Genomic DNA, 20,907 nt, shown 5'->3' with positions numbered 1-20,907 from the left:
TTTTGCCGCCAGAGCGCGGGGGTGCAGGGGGAGGCGGCGATTGGCCTCACCCTGCGCGCTCCTTGCGCCAGCGCAATTTATATGGCTAGCATTGGAAGGGAGCGCGACGGAGTGATAAACCTGAATGAAACTCAGAACGTAAAAAGCAACGCTCAAGCTACCCCCCTTTCCGCCCCCCAGACTTCCCAATCGCCTTATGCAAATCGTTAATCCGCTTCATCGACCGCAGCGTACGCTGAGAATGGGTGGACGCCACCGACAGCACCAACATCTCCAGGCACACCATCACCGTTCCGTGCAACGGCACCCGCCCATTCTCTCCGCGTGGAACGTGGATCACCACCTGCGCCATATCGCTAAAGCGTGAATCGGTAGCCTGGGTGAGCAAAATCGTCGGAATCCCCAACCGTTCTGCCTCACGCAGCGTAGTGAGCCCTTCCCGGTGCGGCGATTTTTGCCCCATCATAATCAGCACGTCGCCGCGCTGTAACGAAATAATCTGCTCGGCCAGGCTAAAACCGGTGCGGTTAAGTACGCAGGACGGCAAACCAATACGACTGAACAGTCGCGCGGTGTACTCGGTCAAAATCCCCGACGCACCAATGCCGAACAGCGCCACCTGACGCGCATCGCCAAGCAGCGCCGCCGCCTGGGCTATCGCCGCGCGGTTGCTGGTGCTGGCGAGCATTTCACAGGCGCGCTGATGCCCTTCCAGCACAAAATCGATGCTTGAATTCACATCGCTGGTCAACGCCCCAACCGTCGAGGCCATTTTTTCCGACGAGGTGATGGTCGGGCCAAACCAGTGCTGCATGGTCTGCTTGAGGTCACGCAGGCCCGCAAAGCCCAACGCCTGAATAGCCCGGACTACGGTGGCATCGGAAGTTTGCGTCGCGGCAGCGATTTCCATTGCCGTATGGTCGAGCACCGCTTCACGGTTATCGTCTATCCAGTGCGCGACGGCCAGCAGCCGCGGTGAAAGCTGGCTGGTGCGGCTGCGTAGGCGTTCACCAAACAGGTCGACCCGGCGTTTTTCTTTACGGCTCAACGTCTGGCTCATTTCGATTCCTTAGGCAACGGACGCCCGGCAATTTGCGACTGCACCTCCGCCACCAGCAGATTTAACGAAGCATAAGAGTTAGAGATCACCTCATCGCGCGGCAGCAAAATGTAATGCCCGGTGCGGCAGGCCCGCATAAAATCACACCAGCCCGGCATCACTTTTTCCATATCGTTGAGCTCATCCTGCGGCTTGCCGCCGGTATCCGAGCGCCAGGTAGCAAACAGGAAATCGGCGTCCAGCTCCGGCAATTGTTCAGCGCTTACGTCGATGCGCTGGCCGTCAGGAATGCCTTCAATCAGCGGCGGGAAGCGGAAGCCCGCATCGCGCAGTACGCGCCCCAACGAATGATAGGCGTGATGCACAGTGACCTTGCCGTTATTGGCCTGAATCACCGAGACGGTGATTTTATGGGTATCGATGGTCTGTTTGAGCTGCTCGATTTGCGTCTGATAGCGGCGGTTGAGGATAGCCAGCCGTGCCTGCGTTCCGGTCAGCTCAGCCAGTTTGCCGTAAATGCGCGGTGCGCTGCCCAACAGATGGTCAATGCTGACCGTCGGCGCAATTTTCGCCAACTGCTCTATGGGTACGTTGCGGTTGGGTTCGGTAATGATCAGGTCGGGCTTAGCCGCCGCCACCGCTTCGAGATCGATATCGGCGGTGCCGATAAACTTGATATCGCTGTTGTCAAAATCAACGCCGGTCAGCATCGCGCTGGAGCGCAAATAGTGGCTGCCATCCGGACGGGTTCGTCCGTGACTGGCAACCGGCGGCACACCAAGCTCAATCAGTGGAATGGTAATATCGAGATCGTGCATCGAAACAATGCGTTTAGGATTATCGGGAACCTGAACCACGCGGCCCAGATCGTCGGTAAACGGGTGCGTTTGCGCGAACACGGAAACGCTACACAGGCACAACAAAGACATCAGCCCACGAAGGGTCATCCTGAACCTCACAAGGCGTCGCGGCGACGCCACAGCAGTAAAATAAAGAAAGGGCAGCCAATCAGCGAAATGATGATCCCTGCCGGAATTTGTAGCGGTGCAAAGGCCAGACGCCCGATGGTATCGGTCAGCAGGACCAGTAACGCGCCAATCAACGCGCTGCCGGTCAGCAGCGCCACCTGGCCGCCGCGCAGCATAAAGCGCGCCATATGCGGGGCCATCAGGCCGACAAAACCCAGACTGCCGACGCAGGAAACGCTCGCCGCCGTCAGTAGCACTGGTGCGATAAATCGCAGCATCGTCAGGCGCGATAATCGCACGCCCAACCCGTTGGCAACCTGATTTCCCATCAGCGCAACGTCCGCCGCCCGAGCGGTCAGATAAAGAATCACCACGGCCGGCAGTGCCCACGCCATGGCGACTGCCAGCAGCGGCCAGGTCGCGGCGTGCAGGCTACCCGCAAGCCAGGTCATCGCCGTTTGTACATCGCGAATATCGGCGGTAGTGATAAAGAGCCCCATCGCCGCCGAGAGCGCCCACGACACGCCAATACCAATCAGAATAAAGCGCGGGCGCGAAAGGTCACGGGCCAGCACGATGACCAGCAGCGCCACCAGCACACCGCCGAGCATCCCCGCCAGCGGCCGCCAGGCAAGGCTGACGGCGGGGAATGCGAGGATCAGCGTCAGCACAACCACGCTGGTCCCCTCTTTCACGCCAATCAATCCAGGGTCAGCCAGACCATTGCGGGTTATCGACTGCATTGCCGCCCCGGCAAGTCCGAGCATCCCGCCGCAGAAGATAGCCATCAGCAGCCGCGGCAAACGAATATCACGGACGATAAACACCTGCTGCGCGCTTAACGCCTCTGGCATAAACAGCGCCCGACCGATTGCGCCGGTGGGAATCGGCAGCGAACCTCGCGTGACGCCAAAAACCAGCAGCAGCACAATAACGACCAGCAACGCGGCGGCGATTTTCAGCAGCCGTGGACGCAGCAGAATGCGTAACGGGCCAAGCGCGACGGCGCGAAACCCCGCGCGGGTGACTACTCGCGTCATTTAAAGAACCTCACCGCAATCGCAATAAACACCGGCGCACCCACCATGGCGGTCATCACTCCGGTTGCCAACTCCTGTGGCGCAAGCACCCAACGAGCAAGAATATCCGCGGATAAGAGCAATAGCGCACCGGTCGGTAGCGCCAGCAGCAGCCCAGTGCGAATATCCTGCCCCGCCCAGCGGCGAATCACGTGCGGCACCACCAGGCCGATAAAACCAATCGGCCCCGCAACGGAGACCGCCGCCCCGCACAGCAGAGCGATAGCGATAACCCCGAGTACGCGCGTGCGCGCCACCGAGACACCAAGACCGCTGGCAACCCGGTCGCCCAGGGCCAGGATATTGAGTCGGGGCGCGAGGATTCCCGCCAGAAGTATGCCCAGCAACGTCGGAATGGAGGCTATCTGTAAGGTGGTCAGGCTAATACCGGAGAGATCGCCCGCAAGCCAGGTGCGCATGGCCTGTAATGTCTGTTCGTCAAGGATCAAAATGGAGGCGGTGATGGCTGACGCAAAAGCCGAAAGCGCCACGCCGCAAAGCGTGATTTTCATTGCCGTCGCACCAGCACGCCCCGCGGAAGCCAGCATCATTACCAGACCAAACAGCGCCGCCGCGCCTAAAGCGGCCGCCAGTGGTCGACTCACACCGACGGTTATCCCGGCGGCAGAACACACCACCACGGCAAGCGTGGCTCCGGCGTTAAGGCCAAGAATATGCGGCTCGCCCAGTGGATTACGGATAACGGTTTGCAGCAGCAGGCCCGCCACCCCAAGCGCCGCGCCGGTCAGCAACGCCGCCAGAAGACGCGTCAGGCGCAGGTTGACGATAATGCGGTGATCGAAGTTGCTCGGGTCGTAGTGCAGTAACGCTTCCACCACTACGCGCGGCGCAATGGAGCGCGCGCCGAGCCCCAGGTGGATAATCGCGCCTATACACAGCAGGCTGCTCACCAGCAGCAGCGCCCCCAGCGGGCGTATGCGGTGCGGCCGTTGAATAAGACTTTGCGTTACCATCAGACCGGCTCCGGGCGCGCGCAGAATGGCATGAACAGCGGTTTACCGGTTTGTGGGTTAGGCAGCATCAGTACATCGACATCAAAAACCTGCTTGATGATTTCCGCCGTACAAGGGGACGTCTCATCCACGATGCTGGCAATACGTCCCTGCTTCATGAAAATCAGCGTATCGGCGTAGTTCACCGCAAAGTTAAGGTCATGCAGCACCGTCACCACGGTGCGCCCATGCTCGCGCGTGAGTTGCTGGAGCAGTTCGAGAATTTCAACCTGATAACGTAAATCAAGCCAGGTGGTGGGTTCATCCAGCAGAATGGTCGGCGTTTGTTGCGCCAGCGCCATGGCTATCCAGCAGCGCTGACGCTGGCCGCCGGACAGGCTGTCGACCGGCAAATGGGCAAACTCCAGCGTTCCGGTCAGGCGCAGCGCCGTCTCAACCGCCGCTTCATCTTCCGGCGACCATTGACGAATCAGCCCCTGCCACGGATAGCGCCCGCGCGAGACCAGTTCAAACACGGTGAGCCCTTCCGGGGTCAGCGGCGATTGTGGCAGCAGGCCTAGCTGGCGCGCTACCTGTTTGGTCGGCTGCTGATGAATATCGCGACCATCAAGGCGCACGCAGCCTCCCAACGGTTTCAGCATCCGCGCGATAGTGTTGAGTAAGGTAGATTTGCCAGAACCGTTGGCCCCCGCCAATACCGTCATTTTACCGACGGGTAGCGTCAGATTGATGTTATCAACGATGCGCTGATTGCCATATCCAGCACAAAGGGACTCCAGCACAATTCCGCGTTCCTGCGGGGTATTTTGCCGCTGTGGCATGTTTCTTTCTCTCCGGCGGCAACGACGTGGTATCGTTCTGCACTATAAATAAATCTCATTCTCTTTTGATCATGCAATGTCGTAATGTAGTAGTCAAGATCGCTACATTAACACTTCACTTCATAAGGCCTTAGTGAGATCTCGTGGTTTTAGCATCTGACGAAAATTATTAATATTATTTAAATTCAATAAATTATGAACACCACTCCTGATTCCCCACGTCTTGTAACAGCCCTTTTACTGCCGCTGATAAATTTATCACCAACTGCATTTACTACTACATTTTTGCATGTTTGAATGATTCTCAATTACACATCCTGAACACCACCTGGCGGTGTGAACGGATGATTTTCGCTATTCAGGGCAATGATTTTTATCAATTTTGACTGCCATCCTTCGGCGGTTTTTTTATGGGAAACAGAGAGATGAAACAATTACTCCCGACGTTCACGGGAACGTCCGGACGCGCACTTTTTTCACTGCTTTTTCTGGGGGCAGTTGCCTCCCCTTCGCTGATGGCGGCCGAAAACACGACAAGTGGGGATACGGCGAAAAAAGAAGAAGCCATGACGGTGATTGGCACCACCGCGCAGGCCGATGAGACCGTCACCGACGGTTATCAGCCAATCAGCAGCTCTACCGCTACGCTCACCTCTATGCCGCTGTTGGATATTCCGCAGGTGGTGAACACGGTGAGCGACAAAGTGCTGGAAGACCAGCACGCGACGTCGCTTGATGAAGCGCTGTATAACGTCGCGAACGTCGTACAAACCAACACTCTCGGCGGCACTCAGGATGCCTTTACCCGCCGTGGTTTTGGCGCGAACCGCGATGGATCTATTATGACCAACGGTCTGCGTACCGTACTGCCCCGCAGCTTTAACGCGGCCACCTCGCGCGTTGAGGTCCTCAAAGGGCCAGCCTCAACCCTCTACGGGATTCTGGACCCAGGCGGCCTGATTAACGTCGTGACCAAACGTCCGGAGCGCACCTTTTCCGGCGACATTTCGGCCACCTCCAGCAGCTTTGGCGGCGGCACCGGGCAGATCGATGTCACTGGTCCTATTGAAGGCACCCGACTGGCGTATCGCCTGATTGGCGAATATCAGAATGAAGATTACTGGCGTAACTTCGGCAAATCGCGCAGCAGCTTTATTGCCCCTTCCCTGACGTGGTTTGGCGACGATGCGACGGTGAACCTCTCCTGGTCACATCGTAACTACAATACGCCATTCGATCGCGGCACCATTTTCGATCTTGATACCGGGCATGCGGTGAATGTCTCCCGCAAGGAGCGTTTTGACGAACCGTTCAATGTCACCGACGGTAACTCCGACCTGGCGCAGCTCAACGCGGAATACCGCCTGAACAGCCAGTGGACCGCGCGTTTCGACTATAGCTTTAGTCAGGACATGTATAGCGATAACCAGGCGCGCGTCATGGCTTACGACTCGAAAACGGGCAACCTGACCCGCCGCGTCGATGCCACTCAGGGTTCGACCCAGCGTATGCACTCCACCCGTGCCGACCTGCAGGGCAACGTGGTGATTGGTGGCTTCTATAACGAGCTGCTGACCGGCATCGCCTATGAGAACTATGACCTGCTGCGTACCGACATGATCCGCTGCAAAAACGTCAAAAATGGCTTTAATATTTATGATCCGGTTTACGGCTCGCTCAGCAAATGTACCAGCGTTTCGGCCGCCGACAGCGACCAGCGCATTCAGCAGGAAACTTACGCGACCTACGTGCAGGATGCGCTCTACCTGACCGATAAATGGATTGCCGTCGCCGGGGCTCGCTACCAGTATTACACCCAGTATGCGGGCAAAGGTCGTCCATTTAATGCCAATACCGATAGCCAGGATGAGAAGCTGACGCCGAAGTTCGGTATGGTTTATAAGCTGACGCCAAACGTCTCGCTGTTCGGTAACGTGGCGCAGTCGTTTATGCCGCAGTCATCCATTGCCAGCTACATCGGCGACCTGCCGCCGGAAGAATCCACGGCGTATGAGATGGGCGCGAAGTTTGATCTCTTCAACGGCGTAACGTCGAATATCACCTTCTTCGATATTCATAAACGCAACGTGCTGTATACCGAGACTATCGGCGACGAAACCTACGCTAAAACAGCGGGTAAAGTACGTTCTCGCGGGATTGAAGTGGATGTTGCGGGCTCGCTTACCGACAATCTGAATGTGATTGCCAGCTACGGCTACACCGATGCGAAGGTGATTGACGACCCAGACTACGCAGGCAAACCGCTGCCAAACGTACCGCGCCATACCGGTTCACTGTTCCTGACCTATGACATCAACAACGTCTACGACAGCAACACCCTGACCCTCGGCGGCGGCGGCCACGCGTTGAGTCGTCGTTCTGGCACCAACGGCGCGGATTACTACCTGCCGGGCTACGCAGTGGCTGACATCTTTGCAGCCTATAAGATGAAGCTGCAATATCCGGTCACGCTTCAGGTGAACGTCAAAAACCTGTTCGACAAGACCTACTACACCTCGTCCATCGCCAGCAACAACCTGGGCAACCAGATTGGCGACCCACGCGAAGTGCAGTTCACGGTGAAAATGTCCTTCTAACCGCCAGCGGCCCCGTCTCCGGGGCCGCGTTTACATACTCTTTCAATCCCTTAGCACTTCCCTACAGTTCCCTTCCGCATAATAGTCGCTTTAACTTTTAGGCAACACATTCTGACTTTGGGGATTATCGTCATGAGACAAACGCTGCAACTTTCACGCTGGTTGGTGGGGCTATTTCTCGCTGCCTGCGTGGCGCTGCCTGCCAGCGCCAATAGCTGGCCGCTCCCACCGCCGGGGAGTCGATTGGTGGGCGAAAACCGCTTCCACGTCGTCGAGAACAACGGCGGTTCGCTGGAATCGATCGCCAAAAAATACAACGTGGGTTTTCTGGCCCTCTTACAGGCCAACCCGGGCGTTGACCCCTACGTTCCGCGCGCCGGAAGCGTATTAACCATTCCGCTGCAGACACTGCTGCCCGACGTGCCGCGAGAAGGTATCGTGCTGAACCTGGCAGAGCTGCGCCTCTACTACTACCCACCGGGCAAAAATACGGCCACCGTCTACCCTATCGGCATCGGCCAGCTAGGCGGCACGACGGTAACACCTACCATGGTGACCACTGTATCCGATAAGCGCGCCAACCCGACCTGGACGCCAACCGCCAATATCCGCGCACGCTATAAAGCACAGGGGATTGAACTTCCTGCGGTGATGCCAGCCGGCCCTGATAACCCAATGGGCCATCACGCTATTCGCCTGGCCGCTTACGGTGGCGTTTACCTGCTTCACGGCACCAACGCCGATTTTGGTATCGGCATGCGCGTGAGCTCTGGCTGTATTCGTCTGCGCGATAACGACATCAAAGCACTATTCGAGCAGGTTACGCCGGGGACGAAAGTAACCATCATTAATACGCCAATTAAAACATCGGTAGAGCCAAACGGCGTGCGCCTGGTCGAAGTTCACCAGCCGCTGTCTGAGCATATTGATGACGATCCGCAAACCCTGCCTATCGTCCTGAACGCGGGCATGAAGGCGTTTAGCCAGGATGCCAATACGGACACCGCCGTGATGAATAAAGTGATGGATGTGCGTTCCGGGATGCCGGTTGATGTCACCCGTCATCACGACGTCGCTCAGCAAAATATGTAACCGAAGCCACAAAGTAAAAGGCCCTGAGCGGGATACGCTCAGGGCCTTTTTTATAGCAGTGACATAAGCATTATGAGGGTTTTAACGCTTATTTATAGATGACTGCGGTGCCGTGCAGGTTATTTGGACCGCTAACGGAAGTGATACGGAATGATTTCGCACCCATGTCATCCGCTTTCTGAGCCAGTTCTTGTTCCAGAGACGCCAGATTAGGGCCTGCGGAAGCAGAGATGCTACCGACTTTATGCTGGTCTGCCGGAGTAGATTGCACTTCAACGGCGGCAAAGCTTGCAAATGACAGGGAGCTTAGTACGGCTGCGATGGCCAGAGTTTTTACGTTTTTCATGATTATTACCTTTGCAGATGATTTTTGTAGGTCAGGCGTTATTAACTTAACGATCGATAGGTTAATCATAATGAGATCTGCGTCACACGTCAACGGATTTTTATAACGATCGTTTATTTAATAAAGATTCATATATTTTTCATATGAATATGTTCTTTTATTTTTCGTTACGGAAGCGCTAGCCCCTTTCGTGGAATATTTTTATAATGAACGTTCATTAAACACCGACTAAAGGTAGGCGGCACGATGACAACTGACACGCAAAGTTGCGCGAAAAAAGGCCGCGGTCGACCTAAAGTATTCGACCGGGAAGCGGCGCTTGATAAAGCGATGACGCTATTCTGGCAGTATGGCTATGAAGCAACATCCCTCTCCGACCTTGTCGAAGCTACGGGTGCAAAAGCGCCGACGCTATACGCCGAGTTTGTGAACAAAGAGGGGCTGTTCCGCGCCGTTCTCGATCACTACATCACACACTTTGCTTCCAAAAACGAAGCCTGTCTGTTCTGCGATGAGCAGCCGGTTATAGAAGCGCTTCGCAACTACTTCACCGCCGTTGCGACCTGTTTCACCAGCAAGGATACCCCCGCGGGCTGCTTTATGATCAATACCTCTGCGGCGCTGGCGGCATCGTCAAAAGAAATTGCGAAAACGATTAAGTCTCGTCATGCAGTACAGGAACAGACGCTGAATCAGTTCCTTTCGCTGCGTCAATCGCGTGGGGAAATTCCGGCAGGGAAAAACGTCACCGAGGTGGCGCAGTTCTTAAGCTGTATTTTGCAGGGGATGTCAATTAGCGCCCGCGAAGGGGCAAGCTTTGAGACGCTGATGCAAATTACCGACACCACCCTGCGCCTCTGGCCGCAGATGATTGCCGAGCAGTAAAAAAACGCCCCTCACTCTGAAAGAATGAGGGGCGAACAGCATTTTCACGGCTATTTTAGGCTTTATTCAGTACCAGCTGACCATTGCTATCCAGCGGTATCTGGCTACCAGGCTGTTTATCCATACGGATTTTGCCCTGCTGGTCGCCGATTTTGTAGGTCACATCATAACCGAGCGTTTTCTCAGACTTGTCGTACACCGTCTTACAGCGCTGCTCGTTGGTGGTGTAGGTGTCATTATTCTGCATTGCACCCTGCACCTGATTACCGGCATAGCCGCCGCCTAAAGCGCCGACCACGGTAGCGACACTTTTACCGTGCCCGCCACCAAATTGATGTCCAATGACGCCGCCCGCAACAGCCCCCAGCACAGAGCCTGCGATACGGTTTTCATCCTGTACAGGACGGCGATGGGTGACCGTCACGTTACGGCACTCCTGACGCGGATTTTTGACGGTTTCCTTGATTGGTGTAGCGGAGATAACCTGCGCATACTGCGGGCCACGGTCGAAAACGTTCATACTCGCTACGGCGGCAACCCCAAGTGCGGCTGCAACGCCAATACCAATACCCGCCAACATTGATTTATTCACGGGAGATCCTCCTATGTTGCTATTGCTAACAATTGTGCAACTGATCGTTAGCAGTGCCTATCAGACAAAAGCGCAAAAGCAGGATTTAATGTGGCGTGTTGGGTGTTTCGGAGGATTCTGAGGAGGAGATTTCCCGGCGTCGCTGCGCTCGGCCGGGCTACACCAATGATGAGTAACCCGGCCGAGGCGTTCACGCCGACGCCGGGAACAGCGCGATGATTAATGCAGCTTCAGACGCGGACGAATCACGCGGTTAATGCTGCCCACCAGCATCATCAAGCCGGTTTTCACGTACCCGTGCAGCGCAATCTGGTGCATACGGTACAGAGAGATGTAGACCATACGCGCGATGCGCCCTTCAATCATCATCGAGCCGCGCATCAGGTTGCCCATCAGACTGCCGACGGTGGAGTAGTTAGAGAGCGACACCAGAGAACCGTGGTCTTTATAGCTATAGGCTTTCAGCTCTTTGCCCTTCATCTGCGCCAGAATGTTGTTCAGCGCGCAGGTTGCCATCTGGTGGGCAGCCTGAGCACGTGGTGGCACAAAGCCTCCTTCCGGACGCGCACAGGACGCGCAGTCGCCAATCGCGTAAATATCCTGGTCGCGGGTGGTTTGCAGCGTTGGCTCAACTACCAGTTGGTTAATACGGTTGGTTTCCAGCCCGCCAATCTCTTTCATAAAGTCTGGTGCTTTAATACCGGCAGCCCAAACCATCAGATCCGCTTCAATATACTCACCGTCTTTGGTGTGCAGGCCGCCTGCGTCAGCGCTGGTGACCATCGTCTGAGTCAGTACGCGTACGCCCATTTTGGTCAGCTCACTGTGTGCCGCACCGGAGATGCGCGGCGGCAGCGCAGGCAGGATTCGCTCACCGGCTTCCACCAGCGTCACGTTCAGCGCTTCGTTGCTTAAGCCTTTGTAGCCGTAGCTATGCAGCTGTTTAACCGCGTTATGCAGCTCAGCGGACAGCTCAACGCCGGTCGCCCCACCGCCGACAATGGCGATATTGACCTTGCCGTTGGCACCCAGGTTCGCGGAATATTTCAGGAACAGGTTCAGCATTTCCTGATGGAAACGGCGCGCCTGATGCGGGTTGTCGAGGAAGATACAGTGATCTTTTACGCCCGGCGTGTTGAAGTCGTTGGAGGTACTGCCCAGCGCCATCACCAGCGTGTCGTACGCCACTTTACGCTCAGGCACCAGCAGCTCACCCTTTTCATCGCGCAGCTCAGCGATGGTAATAGTTTTTGCTTCGCGGTTGATGTCCATCACCGAACCCAGCTGGAACTGGAAGTGATGATTACGCGCGTGCGCCAGGTAGCTCAGCGCATCCACGCCTTCATCCAGAGACCCGGTGGCCACTTCGTGCAGCAGCGGTTTCCACAGGTGGCTATGGTTACGATCCACCAGCGTGATTTTTGCTTTTTTACTGCGGCCAAGCTTTCTACCCAGTTGAGTAGCCAGTTCCAGGCCGCCAGCACCACCACCCACAATTACGATTTTTTTCATTGGCGTAGTCATGTGACCCCCTTAAAATTTATTAACCAATTGTTAATTAAAAGTTATGAATATAGCCTTTAATTAACAACAAGTTACTTGTGTGAAACCATTCAGCTGCAATGAGAATAACATGAATGGTGCATTGGTCATACCAAAATTGATGTGCATCAAGTTTTATCGCACAGAAGTTGAGCGAACGGTATTTTTAATAGCGGATAAACGCGTGGCGGGGTTAAAAATTAACAAAAAAAAGCCCCGACAACGCAGCGTTGCCGGGGCCTCTTCAAGCCGATTTAGCCTAGTGTTTTAAAGGCTTTGATCCGCTGCAAATGCGGGGAGATATTCTTGAACTTATGTCCCTGCTCTTCATCCCAGATAATCTCATAGTAATGATGCAGCATCTCAGCGGAACGCTGGCTATCCAGCGCATCATCATGGCGAGAGAGAATAGCCAGACAGCGGTCACGGTTCTTCTCGCGGAAGTTATTCACGCACTTGGTGGCGATATCGGCATACTCTTCCGGGCGATCAATCTTGCCGTCCATGTTCTCATTCGGGAACAGGTTCGGGTTGAACATCACCTGACGAATATCACACAGGAAGCCGATACGCTCCGCCCAAAAACCGCCGAGCCCTACGCCGCAAATCAGCGGACGTTCATCGGCGCTCAGTTGCAGCATCTTGTCCACTTCCTTGAGCAAATGCTGCATGTCATGTTTCGGGTGCAGCGTACTGTAGCTAATCAACCGCACGTCCGGGTCGATAAACTGCAGTTGCAGCACTTTTTCATGGTTGCCTGGGCTATTCGAGTCAAAACCGTGTAAATAGATAATCATTTGATCCTCACCACACCATTACTCCCACACCGGGAGGGTTAATGACCAGCCTTCTCTTCCTGCCAGCGTTCGTGGAGTTGCTCCAGCTCTGCGCTAACCGTTTTCCAGCGGGCGGAGTCCATCAGTTCCTGACGGCTAAATGAACCTTTATGATACAACTTCGTAACACGCTCAGCGTTGATCGGCGACAGGTTATCTAACACGCTGACGGCCCCTTTACGATTATTGCAGACGAGGATCATATCGCAACCTGCATCCAGCGATGCCTGGCCACGTTCGGCATAGCTGCCCATAATCGCCGCGCCTTCCATCGATAAATCGTCAGAGAAGATAACGCCGTCAAAGCCCAGTTCACCACGGAGCACCGTTTTCAGCCAGTGCGGCGAACCGCTGGCCGGGCGTGGGTCCACATCATCATAGATGACGTGCGCGGGCATAATGGCGTCGAGCGCGTTTTCAGTAATCAACGTTTTGAACACCGCCATATCTTTGGCGCGGATTTCAGCCTCTGAACGCAGGTCATGCGGCGTCTCTTTATGCGAGTCAGCGGTGACCGCACCGTGCCCGGGGAAATGCTTCCCGGTGGTTTTCATTCCGGCGCTGTGCATGCCGTCAATGAAATGACGCGCCATCGCCAGCGCTTTGTGCGGATCGGCATGATAGGAGCGCTCGCCGATGGCGGTGCAGATATGGCCGACGTCCAGCACCGGCGCAAAGCTGATATCGATGTCCATGGCAATCATTTCGCTCGCCATCAGCCATCCCGCATCAACCGCCATACGGCCGCCCGCTTCTTCACCCAGCACGGCAGCAAAAGATTGCGCCGCAGGCAGCCGGGTAAAACCTTCACGGAAACGCTGGACGCGCCCGCCCTCCTGATCGACCGCCACCACCAGATGGTTACGGGACGCGCTACGAATCTGACGCACCAGCTCGCGAAGCTGCTCGGGATCGTGATAGTTCCGGGTGAAGAGAATTAAACCGCCCACCAGCGGATGCGCCAGAATCTCACGTTCTTCGGCATCCAGCTCGTAGCCTTCAACATCCAACATTACTGGCCCCACACGGCCTCCTTTTTGTCGCTAAGCTGGCGCCATATTTCATCCGCCAGCGAAATAAATTGTTTGTCACCGCTTTGCTGCCAGCGACATTCGAACCAGCCTGCCATTAGCATCAATACCCAAGGCCGCCAGCGCTTGACCTGTCTCCAGAGGAGATCGGGGGAGATTTTCGCCCGTTCAGCATAAGCTTGTGAAAGCCGATAGCGCTGTTCATTATCGGGTGTCCAGACGGCAGCCAGTTCCAGCGCCACGTCCCCGTCTCCGGCATACTCCCAGTCGATGAGCCGCAGCCCATCCGGGGTATGGACGATATTACCCGCATGAACATCCATATGCAGCGGCGCCAGTCTCAACGCCAGCGGTTCACCCTGTTTTTTCAACCGCTGTAATTCACGTAGCCACAGCGGCGTGCGTCGCGCCGGGTCGCACTGCTGCCAGTAGTATTCAAGCAGCGGCTTAAGCGAAAGCGCCCAACCAAATCGATGCTGCTGGTGCAAATCATACAGGAGAGCGGCCAGCGGACGATGCGCCGGGAGCATGCTTTTGATCTCACCGGCTAAAAATTCGACCGCCATCCAGCCAGGCGTATAAAAAACAGGCTTTGGTGCCAGCGTCGGTGGAAGCCGTCGCAGGGCATGATACTGTCGGAGGAAGTCGCTTTCAGGTGCATCCGGGTCGTGGTGCTGTCGAAGCACCAGACGTCGTTCACCGTTTTGCAGAATACAGCTACTGCCGCTCAGCCCCGCGGTTTCGGGGCTGGCGACAATGTGATAGTGCGGGAATTCGCGTGACAGAAGTGCCTCACGCGTGAGCTTATTGTTGCGCAACCGCACCCTTACCTGACCAGACAATTTCCCCGGTCTGAACCAGCATCAGCTGCATTTGCAGCACCGGCGAGTTAACGTTGCCGGTGGCGTTGGAATAAAGCACATACTGTGCGCCAACGTTGCGGGCAATACCCATCGCTTTGCTGCGAGAGCCAAGGCTATCCTGCGGCGACAGGCCTAACTGCTGTTTCGCCACCGCCAGCTGTTGGGCTGAAACCAGGGTGAATTTACCGTTGCCCGCCAGCGCATTGCGCAGCGCGGTTGTCGCCTCACCGGCGTTCAGCGAACCGTTGGTGCGGTTGTTGACGCTATCAACCAGCAGAATGCTTCCTGCATTGACACCGCCCGCCTGTAACATCTGACCGGCCAGCGGCTGCACGGCACCGTTCCAGTCATAGTGACGTACGCGAGGCGTTGGCTGCGCTGACGTATCACCACCGTGTTCAATCGGCCCCGGCTGCTGCGGGATCGTCGGCACGCTCGGTACCGTTGGTACCGGCTGCTGCGGTTCGGTTGGCTGCTGCGGCTGCTGTGGATTGGCCGTGTCGACCGGTGCCGGTTGTTCACGCACCGCACACCCAGCGAGGAACATCGCCAGGGAAGCAATTAACGCATAGCGACCCAATTTACTCATTCCAGTTTACCCCTCAGAGATAAAGATAAAGCCGGGCTTTATGCGCCCCAAGACCGTCAGCCGTCCCGTACAGCGTGACCGATCCCATCGGAGGAACCGTGATGCTGCGCGGCGCTTCGAGCGGGTGCATTTCCAGCCCTCTGGCGTCATACCAATAAAAACGATAGTGAACGGTGACTGGCTCTCGCCTTTCGTTATACAGCTTCGAGCTGGCGGTAGCCTGGATATCTGACGAATTCAGCTCCGGTTTTTCCGCGCTGACCCCCGCCGCCAGGACGTTGGATTCCATCACCAGCGTTTGCTGTTCGCTGACCGCAATTTCCGGGTGCGAATGGCATCCGGCAAGCAGCGTCGCGCAAAGTACAAGACCCAGACAGACCGGTTTCATAGATTAGCCTTTATGCGCCAGCATTGGCCCCAGCGGGCGACCGCCCACCAGGTGCATATGGATGTGGTAAACTTCCTGCCCACCGTGACGGTTGCAGTTCATGATCAGACGATAGCCGTCTTCAGCAATCCCTTCTTGCTGCGCGATTTTCGCCGCCACGGTCACCATACGGCCCAGCGCCAGCTCATGCTCGGCGGTCACGTCGTTGGTGGTGGCAATCAGCGTATTAGGGATGATTAAAATATGGGTCGGCGCCTGCGGAGAAATATCACGGAAGGCGGTCACCAGTTCGTCCTGATAGACGATATCTGATGGGATTTCACGACGAATGATTTTGCTGAAAATCGTTTCTTCTGCCATTGGGAGTTCCTTTATTATTCTCATGTGCAGCCGGTAAAATCGTTACCGGCGAACAGGTTACATGCCGAGAGTATGAGCGAGTTTCCACTCCTCTTTCAACCGTAATGCGTTTTTTCTTATACGTTCCGACCGTTACTTGCGCACCCACTGGCCGTTAATGCCCTGGACGTATTCTCCCGGCTGCGCTTTTTCAATCAGCTTTTTCCCGGCAAGCCTGGCGACCTCCTGCTGCGGCAGGCTGTTGCTCTGCGCTAGCTGCTGGTAGCTTTGGCTGCGCGCCTGGTTGATTTTTTTCACCAGAGTCAGGGTTTCGCTATCCTGGGCAATGGCCGCCAGATAGCCGCCCTGCGTCTCACCGACGCGCCCCTGCTGACGCGCTTCGGGAAGCGTAAGCGCCAGTGCCTGGACGCTGAAGAGACTGAACGCCAGCACGGCGATAATCCGCATTTTTCTCATCATGGCCTCAGAATAGATCGCTACGAGATTTCAGCAGATCCTCAACGTCCTTATCGGCCTTGATGCGGATCTCGTGCTCAATTTTCACGTTCATATTGATGGTAATCGGCTCTTTCGGCGCTGCCACCTCTATGCGCGGCACGCATCCTGATAGCAGTCCCGTTGCCATCAATCCCAGAACGGCGATGGTGAATTTCATTGTTGCTCCTTACATTCCGTGCCACTGCGACACGGCACACCGGGAAGGGTTGCGTGTTGCTCAAGCCATGACTGAAGTTTGTCGCCAAAGCGCAGGCTTCGCCACAAATCAAAAACATTCTCCTGGTGCGTATAGTTCAGCCGCACCGTGCTGCGTTTATTATCCATCACCCCGGTACCGGTCACCGTCGCCTGTAGGGTCAGTTGACCGAGACTATCGAGGTTGATTCGCGTCCATGAACGCGAGATCTCCATATAGCGTAACCAGTTAATCGCCGCACCGGCGGCAATGTTGTCGTCGGCGACGGCATCGGCGGTATCTTTATCCAGACGCAGCGTCATCGGGCCGGGGTTATGCAACCAGCCGTCTTTGATTATCCATTTGCTGTCGTTCAGCCACAGCGGCAGCGCACCGTCCACCGGCCCGGACATCGCGAACTGTTTCGGGTTTACCGCGCTAATCAATTCGCTGGTTGAGATATGCTGCAAGCGCAGCAGCGCCGCATCGTGCTGCGGCATACGTAGCTGCTGCATCGTCACTTTGCCGCCGAGCACGTCGACGCTGACATCGCTCAACTGTAACGGGCTCTCTTCGGTCCAGGGCCAGGTTCCCTGGAGGTCAGCCGTCACGTTTCGCGCCGTCACCTGGTTGACGATTTCCGCAATTCGCAAAGAGACCGGGCGACGGGTGCCAAACTGCCAGACTCCCGCTTTCAGGCGGAATGGCAGGACAAAATCCACGCCGTTAACTTCGTTATCCGGCATCCAGGCACTGCCGTTACGCAGCACGCCGTGACCGCCCGCTTCAAAACCTTGCCCTGCCGCCGCAGAGAACGCCACCTGGGCATAAAGCGAGCCATCACGCAGCTTCATTTTCCAGTCTGGCGGGACCAGAGGCTGGAACACCGTCAGCGACTGTTTCGGCCACCAGGCCTGCCCGCGCAGACGTTCACCGTCCCAACGGCCGTTCACGCGAATCGGGCCAATCTCCTGCGCTGTCAGGTCACCTTTAAACTGGAAGAAGGTCGGGCCACGCCCATCAACGCTGAAGTTCAGCGCCGACGCGGGCAGCACGCTACCGCCGGTAAAGCGGGTTTCTTTGGCATCGAGCGCCAGCGCGCCGGTAAATTTAGGATGCTGTTCATCCCGAACCCAGTGGATCGGCTGCTGTAGCGTCAAACGCGGCTGGTCGATGGTCATCGTGCCGTACTGCAATTTATCAAAGCCGGTGGAAAGCGCGTTCAGCACGATGGCGCTATCGCGCCATTCGCCGGTGCCGGTGACATCCCAGCGCGCCTGCATCGGCGTGAAATGACCGTCACCCCAGTAACGCCACTGCCAGGTACCTTTATCCGGCAGGAAGTTATCAGCCTTACCGTCCAGGTGCAGCACAAAGTCACCGGTTTGTCGTTCATGGGCGCGAAGAATCGCCTGCAGACGACCATCAATACCCTGGGTCGAAATTTTCACCCCGGCCAACGGCCAGCGGACGTCATCGATATTCAGTGCATCAATAACTCGGCCACGAGATCGCAATAGAGAGCCGGGCAAAAAGGCAAGCGTTGGCGACGTCAGGGAGCCGCTCAGTTGGGCTGGCAGTTTGGCATAAAAGATAAGATCGCCCTGCTTAGCTTCACCGACCAGATGCAGCGGCATATCGCTGTTATCCATGCTCAGCGTGCCCGGCCCCACATTCAGCACCGCCACGCCCTTCCCGGCATCACCTGAGGTCAGTACGCTCAGACGGCCGGTAATCTGCGTTTTATCTATGCCCTGCTGCCAGTTATCAAGCTTAACGCCCACGCGTCCGCGCAGCGGTATGCCCGCCTGGTATGGCCAATTCCAGCGGCCATCGCTGATAACAAGCTGCTGCTCCGTTATCTGCCACGGAAAATCGGCAAGCGGGTCATCTTCACCGCGCGCCATCATCACCAACTGTCCCTGATTACCGTCCCAATTCAGCTCAGCATCGACCAGCGACGGCACCTGCGGTACCTGGAACGTGGATTCGAGATGGCCTTTTACCGGCAGACCATCCGGCACCAGCGGCATGGTAAATTCACCGAGCAGCTTCACCGGCGGTTCGCCGTCAAGCAGGCTGGCGTGAAACTCACTGACGGTCAACGCCTGTCCTTGCAGGCGCGCATGTAGCGTGACCTGATCGCCCTCGTACTCCAGCTCCTGACGTTTTTCAGTGAGCGACACCTTGAGTTTACCCTGCCACTTTTCCCACGGTGAGATACTCAGCGAATCAATGGTCAGCCACGTTTTCGGCAGCATCGCTTGCCATTCAGCAAGTGTGCGCGGCGCGCCCGGTACCGCATCATTTTGCGGCAGCTTATTAAAGCAGACGGAGTTCAGGTTGACCGCGGCAGCATGTAATTGCCAGCGACTAGGATGTGACAGCGTCACATCTTTCAGCGTAGCGAGCTCACAGTCGCCCACCAGATAACGTAAATCAGGAATGCGCAGCGACGTGCGGGTAAAGCGTGGGCTTTCATTTAGCGAAATGCGGGTGCCAGCCGGAAGCCAGATGCCCACCAGCGTAGGAACCCAGTACCCCAGCGTCATGACCAACGTTAACGGTAGGAGCACTAATAACAGGAGTAGCGCAATAACGGCTTTGTATTTACCCTTCATGGGTGCAGTAATATCCAGATTAAGCAGGCAGTCATGCCGTGAACGCGCAACGAGCGATCCAAAGGAGCATATTGTGGCATGTCAGACCTGTGAGTGAAAGCCGCTGTGATGCATTAAGAATAGCTGCTGCAAAATAAAATGTGAGGGATTTCAGTTGATTCTGATTGAGCAGGCCATTTCGCCCCCCTCGTCAAAACGCGTATACTGGTGATAGTTTCTTTACGTAACTTTAGCCTTCAAAACATTTTTATATTTTGTAAGATTTTTTGAATTATGCTAAATTAACGCTAAAATCATTGGAGAAAAGTCTTATGAAAATCGCCGTTTACAGCACCAAGCAGTACGACAAAAAGTACCTGCAAAATGTTAATGAGACATATGGCTTTGAACTTGAATTTTTTGATTTCCTGCTGACGGAAAAAACCGCGAAAACCGCTCACGGCTGTGAAGCGGTGTGTATTTTCGTCAACGACGACGGTAGCCGTCCGGTTCTGGAAGAGCTGAAGAAAATCGGCGTGAAGTACATCGCGCTGCGCTGTGCAGGCTTTAACAACGTTGATCTTGATGCGGCCAAAGAGCTGGGCCTTCGCGTCGTGCGCGTTCCGGCCTACTCGCCTGAGGCCGTTGCTGAACACGCGATCGGTATGATGATGACGCTCAACCGTCGTATTCACCGTGCTTATCAGCGTACTCGCGATGCCAACTTCTCTCTCGAAGGCCTGACCGGTTTTACCATGTTCGGCAAAACCGCCGGGGTTATCGGCACCGGTAAAATCGGCGTTGCCGCGCTGCGTATTCTGAAAGGCTTCGGGATGCGTTTGCTGGCGTTCGATCCGTACCCAAGCGCTGCGGCGCTGGAGCTCGGCGTTGAGTACGTTGACCTGCCGACGTTGTTTGCCGAGTCAGATGTTATCTCGCTGCACTGCCCGCTAACCGCTGATAACTATCATCTGCTCAACGCAAGCGCGTTTGAGAAAATGAAAGATGGCGTGATGATCGTCAACACCAGCCGCGGTGCGTTAATTGACTCACAGTCGGCGATTGAAGCGCTGAAGACGCAGAAAATTGGTGCGCTGGGGATGGACGTGTACGAGAACGAGCGCGATCTGTTCTTTGAAGATAAGTCTAACGATGTGATTCAGGATGATGTGTTCCGTCGTCTGTCGGCCTGTCATAACGTGTTGTTTACCGGCCACCAGGCGTTTCTGACCGCGGAGGCGTTGACCAGCATTTCGGAGACAACGCTGGAGAACCTGCGTCAGATTGATGCTGGAGCGGACTGCCCTAACGCTATTGCTTGATGCGTTTTGCGTTCTCCGCACGGGCTGTGGGAACCGACTGAATATATGTCAGCTTGGTGAAGAGTTCCGTTCACTTTACGTCAGGTGAACTATGAAGTTTCTTTACCGGTGAACGGGCCAAGGGGTGCGACCGCGCACCCCTTCGCAATCCCCGCGGCCCCGCAGGGAAATCGGTGCTTCGCACTACGCTCACCTACGAATTCCAGCCTGCGGCACGGCGAAACTCGACATCCCTGTCTCGGTTCGCCTCAGTCCGCCATCCATGGCGTCCTGACCTTGTCTTCCATTC

At 55.9% G+C, this 20,907-nt stretch carries 21 protein-coding genes; 4 read left to right on the top strand and 17 right to left on the bottom strand.

Going from position 1 to position 20,907, the window contains the following annotated elements:
* Window positions 1–157: 157 nt before the first annotated feature.
* From GKAS_RS16480 to GKAS_RS16460, 5 genes are read right to left on the bottom strand one after another with little or no spacing between them, the layout of a single operon-like run.
* Entirely contained in the window at window positions 158–1,060 is a 903-nt protein-coding gene (locus tag GKAS_RS16480) for a MurR/RpiR family transcriptional regulator (RefSeq protein ID WP_035895825.1), read from the bottom strand.
* Complete coding sequence (locus GKAS_RS16475) at window positions 1,057–2,007, bottom strand: iron-siderophore ABC transporter substrate-binding protein (RefSeq protein WP_035895821.1); 951 nt, start codon at window positions 2,005–2,007, stop codon at window positions 1,057–1,059. The genes GKAS_RS16480 and GKAS_RS16475 overlap by 4 nt, the downstream gene beginning before the upstream one ends.
* An 8-nt stretch (window positions 2,008–2,015) precedes the next feature.
* The gene (locus GKAS_RS16470; protein WP_035895819.1) at window positions 2,016–3,068 is read right to left on the bottom strand and encodes a FecCD family ABC transporter permease; all 1,053 of its coding nucleotides are present in this window, start codon (window positions 3,066–3,068) and stop codon (window positions 2,016–2,018) included.
* Complete coding sequence (locus GKAS_RS16465; protein WP_035895817.1) at window positions 3,065–4,081, bottom strand: FecCD family ABC transporter permease; 1,017 nt, start codon at window positions 4,079–4,081, stop codon at window positions 3,065–3,067. Before GKAS_RS16465 ends, GKAS_RS16470 begins: the two co-directional genes overlap by 4 nt.
* Entirely contained in the window at window positions 4,081–4,902 is an 822-nt protein-coding gene (locus GKAS_RS16460) for an ABC transporter ATP-binding protein (protein ID WP_035895816.1), read from the bottom strand. Before GKAS_RS16460 ends, GKAS_RS16465 begins: the two co-directional genes overlap by 1 nt.
* Before the next feature lie 515 nt (window positions 4,903–5,417).
* On the opposite strand from GKAS_RS16460, the gene GKAS_RS16455 reads away from it, so the two are divergent.
* Entirely contained in the window at window positions 5,418–7,499 is a 2,082-nt protein-coding gene (locus tag GKAS_RS16455) for a TonB-dependent siderophore receptor (protein ID WP_035895814.1), read from the top strand.
* A gap of 132 nt (window positions 7,500–7,631) precedes the next feature.
* Entirely contained in the window at window positions 7,632–8,591 is a 960-nt protein-coding gene (gene ldtC, locus GKAS_RS16450; protein ID WP_035895813.1) for a L,D-transpeptidase LdtC, read from the top strand.
* 88 nt (window positions 8,592–8,679) lie between these two features.
* Here ldtC and bhsA read toward each other — a convergent pair whose 3' ends face one another.
* The gene (gene bhsA / locus GKAS_RS16445; RefSeq protein WP_035895811.1) at window positions 8,680–8,937 is read right to left on the bottom strand and encodes a multiple stress resistance protein BhsA; all 258 of its coding nucleotides are present in this window, start codon (window positions 8,935–8,937) and stop codon (window positions 8,680–8,682) included.
* A 246-nt stretch (window positions 8,938–9,183) separates the two neighbouring features.
* On the opposite strand from bhsA, the gene GKAS_RS16440 reads away from it, so the two are divergent.
* On the top strand, window positions 9,184–9,822 hold the full coding sequence (locus GKAS_RS16440) for a TetR/AcrR family transcriptional regulator (RefSeq protein WP_035895809.1): 639 nt from the start codon (window positions 9,184–9,186) through the stop codon (window positions 9,820–9,822).
* Window positions 9,823–9,877: 55 nt separating this feature from the next.
* Here the strand turns inward: GKAS_RS16440 and GKAS_RS16435 are convergent, their stop codons facing one another.
* The 11 genes from GKAS_RS16435 to GKAS_RS16385 form a co-directional block, all read right to left on the bottom strand.
* Window positions 9,878–10,414, bottom strand: a complete 537-nt coding sequence (locus GKAS_RS16435; protein ID WP_035895807.1) for a glycine zipper 2TM domain-containing protein — start codon at window positions 10,412–10,414, stop codon at window positions 9,878–9,880.
* Between the two features lie 219 nt (window positions 10,415–10,633).
* Window positions 10,634–11,938 (bottom strand): NAD(P)/FAD-dependent oxidoreductase, encoded by a 1,305-nt coding sequence (locus GKAS_RS16430; RefSeq protein ID WP_035895803.1) that lies wholly within the window; start codon window positions 11,936–11,938, stop codon window positions 10,634–10,636.
* A gap of 272 nt (window positions 11,939–12,210) precedes the next feature.
* A complete protein-coding gene (gene ycfP, locus GKAS_RS16425) occupies window positions 12,211–12,753 on the bottom strand; it encodes an alpha/beta hydrolase YcfP (protein ID WP_035895802.1) in 543 nt (180 codons plus the stop codon).
* Between the two features lie 38 nt (window positions 12,754–12,791).
* Complete coding sequence (nagZ, locus tag GKAS_RS16420) at window positions 12,792–13,817, bottom strand: beta-N-acetylhexosaminidase (protein ID WP_035895801.1); 1,026 nt, start codon at window positions 13,815–13,817, stop codon at window positions 12,792–12,794.
* Window positions 13,805–14,647, bottom strand: a complete 843-nt coding sequence (thiK, locus tag GKAS_RS16415) for a thiamine kinase (protein WP_035895800.1) — start codon at window positions 14,645–14,647, stop codon at window positions 13,805–13,807. The genes nagZ and thiK overlap by 13 nt, the downstream gene beginning before the upstream one ends.
* Complete coding sequence (lpoB, locus tag GKAS_RS16410; RefSeq protein ID WP_167540421.1) at window positions 14,628–15,266, bottom strand: penicillin-binding protein activator LpoB; 639 nt, start codon at window positions 15,264–15,266, stop codon at window positions 14,628–14,630. Before lpoB ends, thiK begins: the two co-directional genes overlap by 20 nt.
* 22 nt (window positions 15,267–15,288) lie before the next feature.
* Complete coding sequence (locus GKAS_RS16405; RefSeq protein ID WP_035895796.1) at window positions 15,289–15,663, bottom strand: YcfL family putative periplasmic lipoprotein; 375 nt, start codon at window positions 15,661–15,663, stop codon at window positions 15,289–15,291.
* Between the two features lie 3 nt (window positions 15,664–15,666).
* Window positions 15,667–16,023, bottom strand: a complete 357-nt coding sequence (gene hinT, locus GKAS_RS16400) for a purine nucleoside phosphoramidase (RefSeq protein WP_035895794.1) — start codon at window positions 16,021–16,023, stop codon at window positions 15,667–15,669.
* Between the two features lie 132 nt (window positions 16,024–16,155).
* Window positions 16,156–16,479, bottom strand: a complete 324-nt coding sequence (locus GKAS_RS16395; RefSeq protein ID WP_035895826.1) for a YdbL family probable chaperone protein — start codon at window positions 16,477–16,479, stop codon at window positions 16,156–16,158.
* 7 nt (window positions 16,480–16,486) lie between these two features.
* Window positions 16,487–16,678 carry a YnbE family lipoprotein gene (locus tag GKAS_RS16390; RefSeq protein WP_035895792.1) on the bottom strand — a complete coding sequence of 64 codons (192 nt, stop codon included), beginning with the start codon at window positions 16,676–16,678 and terminating at the stop codon, window positions 16,487–16,489.
* Window positions 16,675–19,317, bottom strand: a complete 2,643-nt coding sequence (locus GKAS_RS16385) for a YdbH family protein (RefSeq protein WP_035895790.1) — start codon at window positions 19,315–19,317, stop codon at window positions 16,675–16,677. The genes GKAS_RS16390 and GKAS_RS16385 overlap by 4 nt, the downstream gene beginning before the upstream one ends.
* Window positions 19,318–19,628: 311 nt before the next feature.
* Between GKAS_RS16385 and GKAS_RS16380 the strand changes: the two genes are divergently transcribed.
* The gene (locus GKAS_RS16380; protein ID WP_035895788.1) at window positions 19,629–20,618 is read left to right on the top strand and encodes a 2-hydroxyacid dehydrogenase; all 990 of its coding nucleotides are present in this window, start codon (window positions 19,629–19,631) and stop codon (window positions 20,616–20,618) included.
* The last annotated feature ends 289 nt before the right edge of the window (window positions 20,619–20,907 follow it).

Source organism: Kluyvera ascorbata ATCC 33433 (genome assembly GCF_000735365.1).
In the GTDB taxonomy this organism is placed as follows: domain Bacteria; phylum Pseudomonadota; class Gammaproteobacteria; order Enterobacterales; family Enterobacteriaceae; genus Kluyvera; species Kluyvera ascorbata.
The sequence above is the reverse complement of the archived record's forward strand: the minus strand, read 5'-3'. Positions and strand labels throughout refer to the sequence as shown.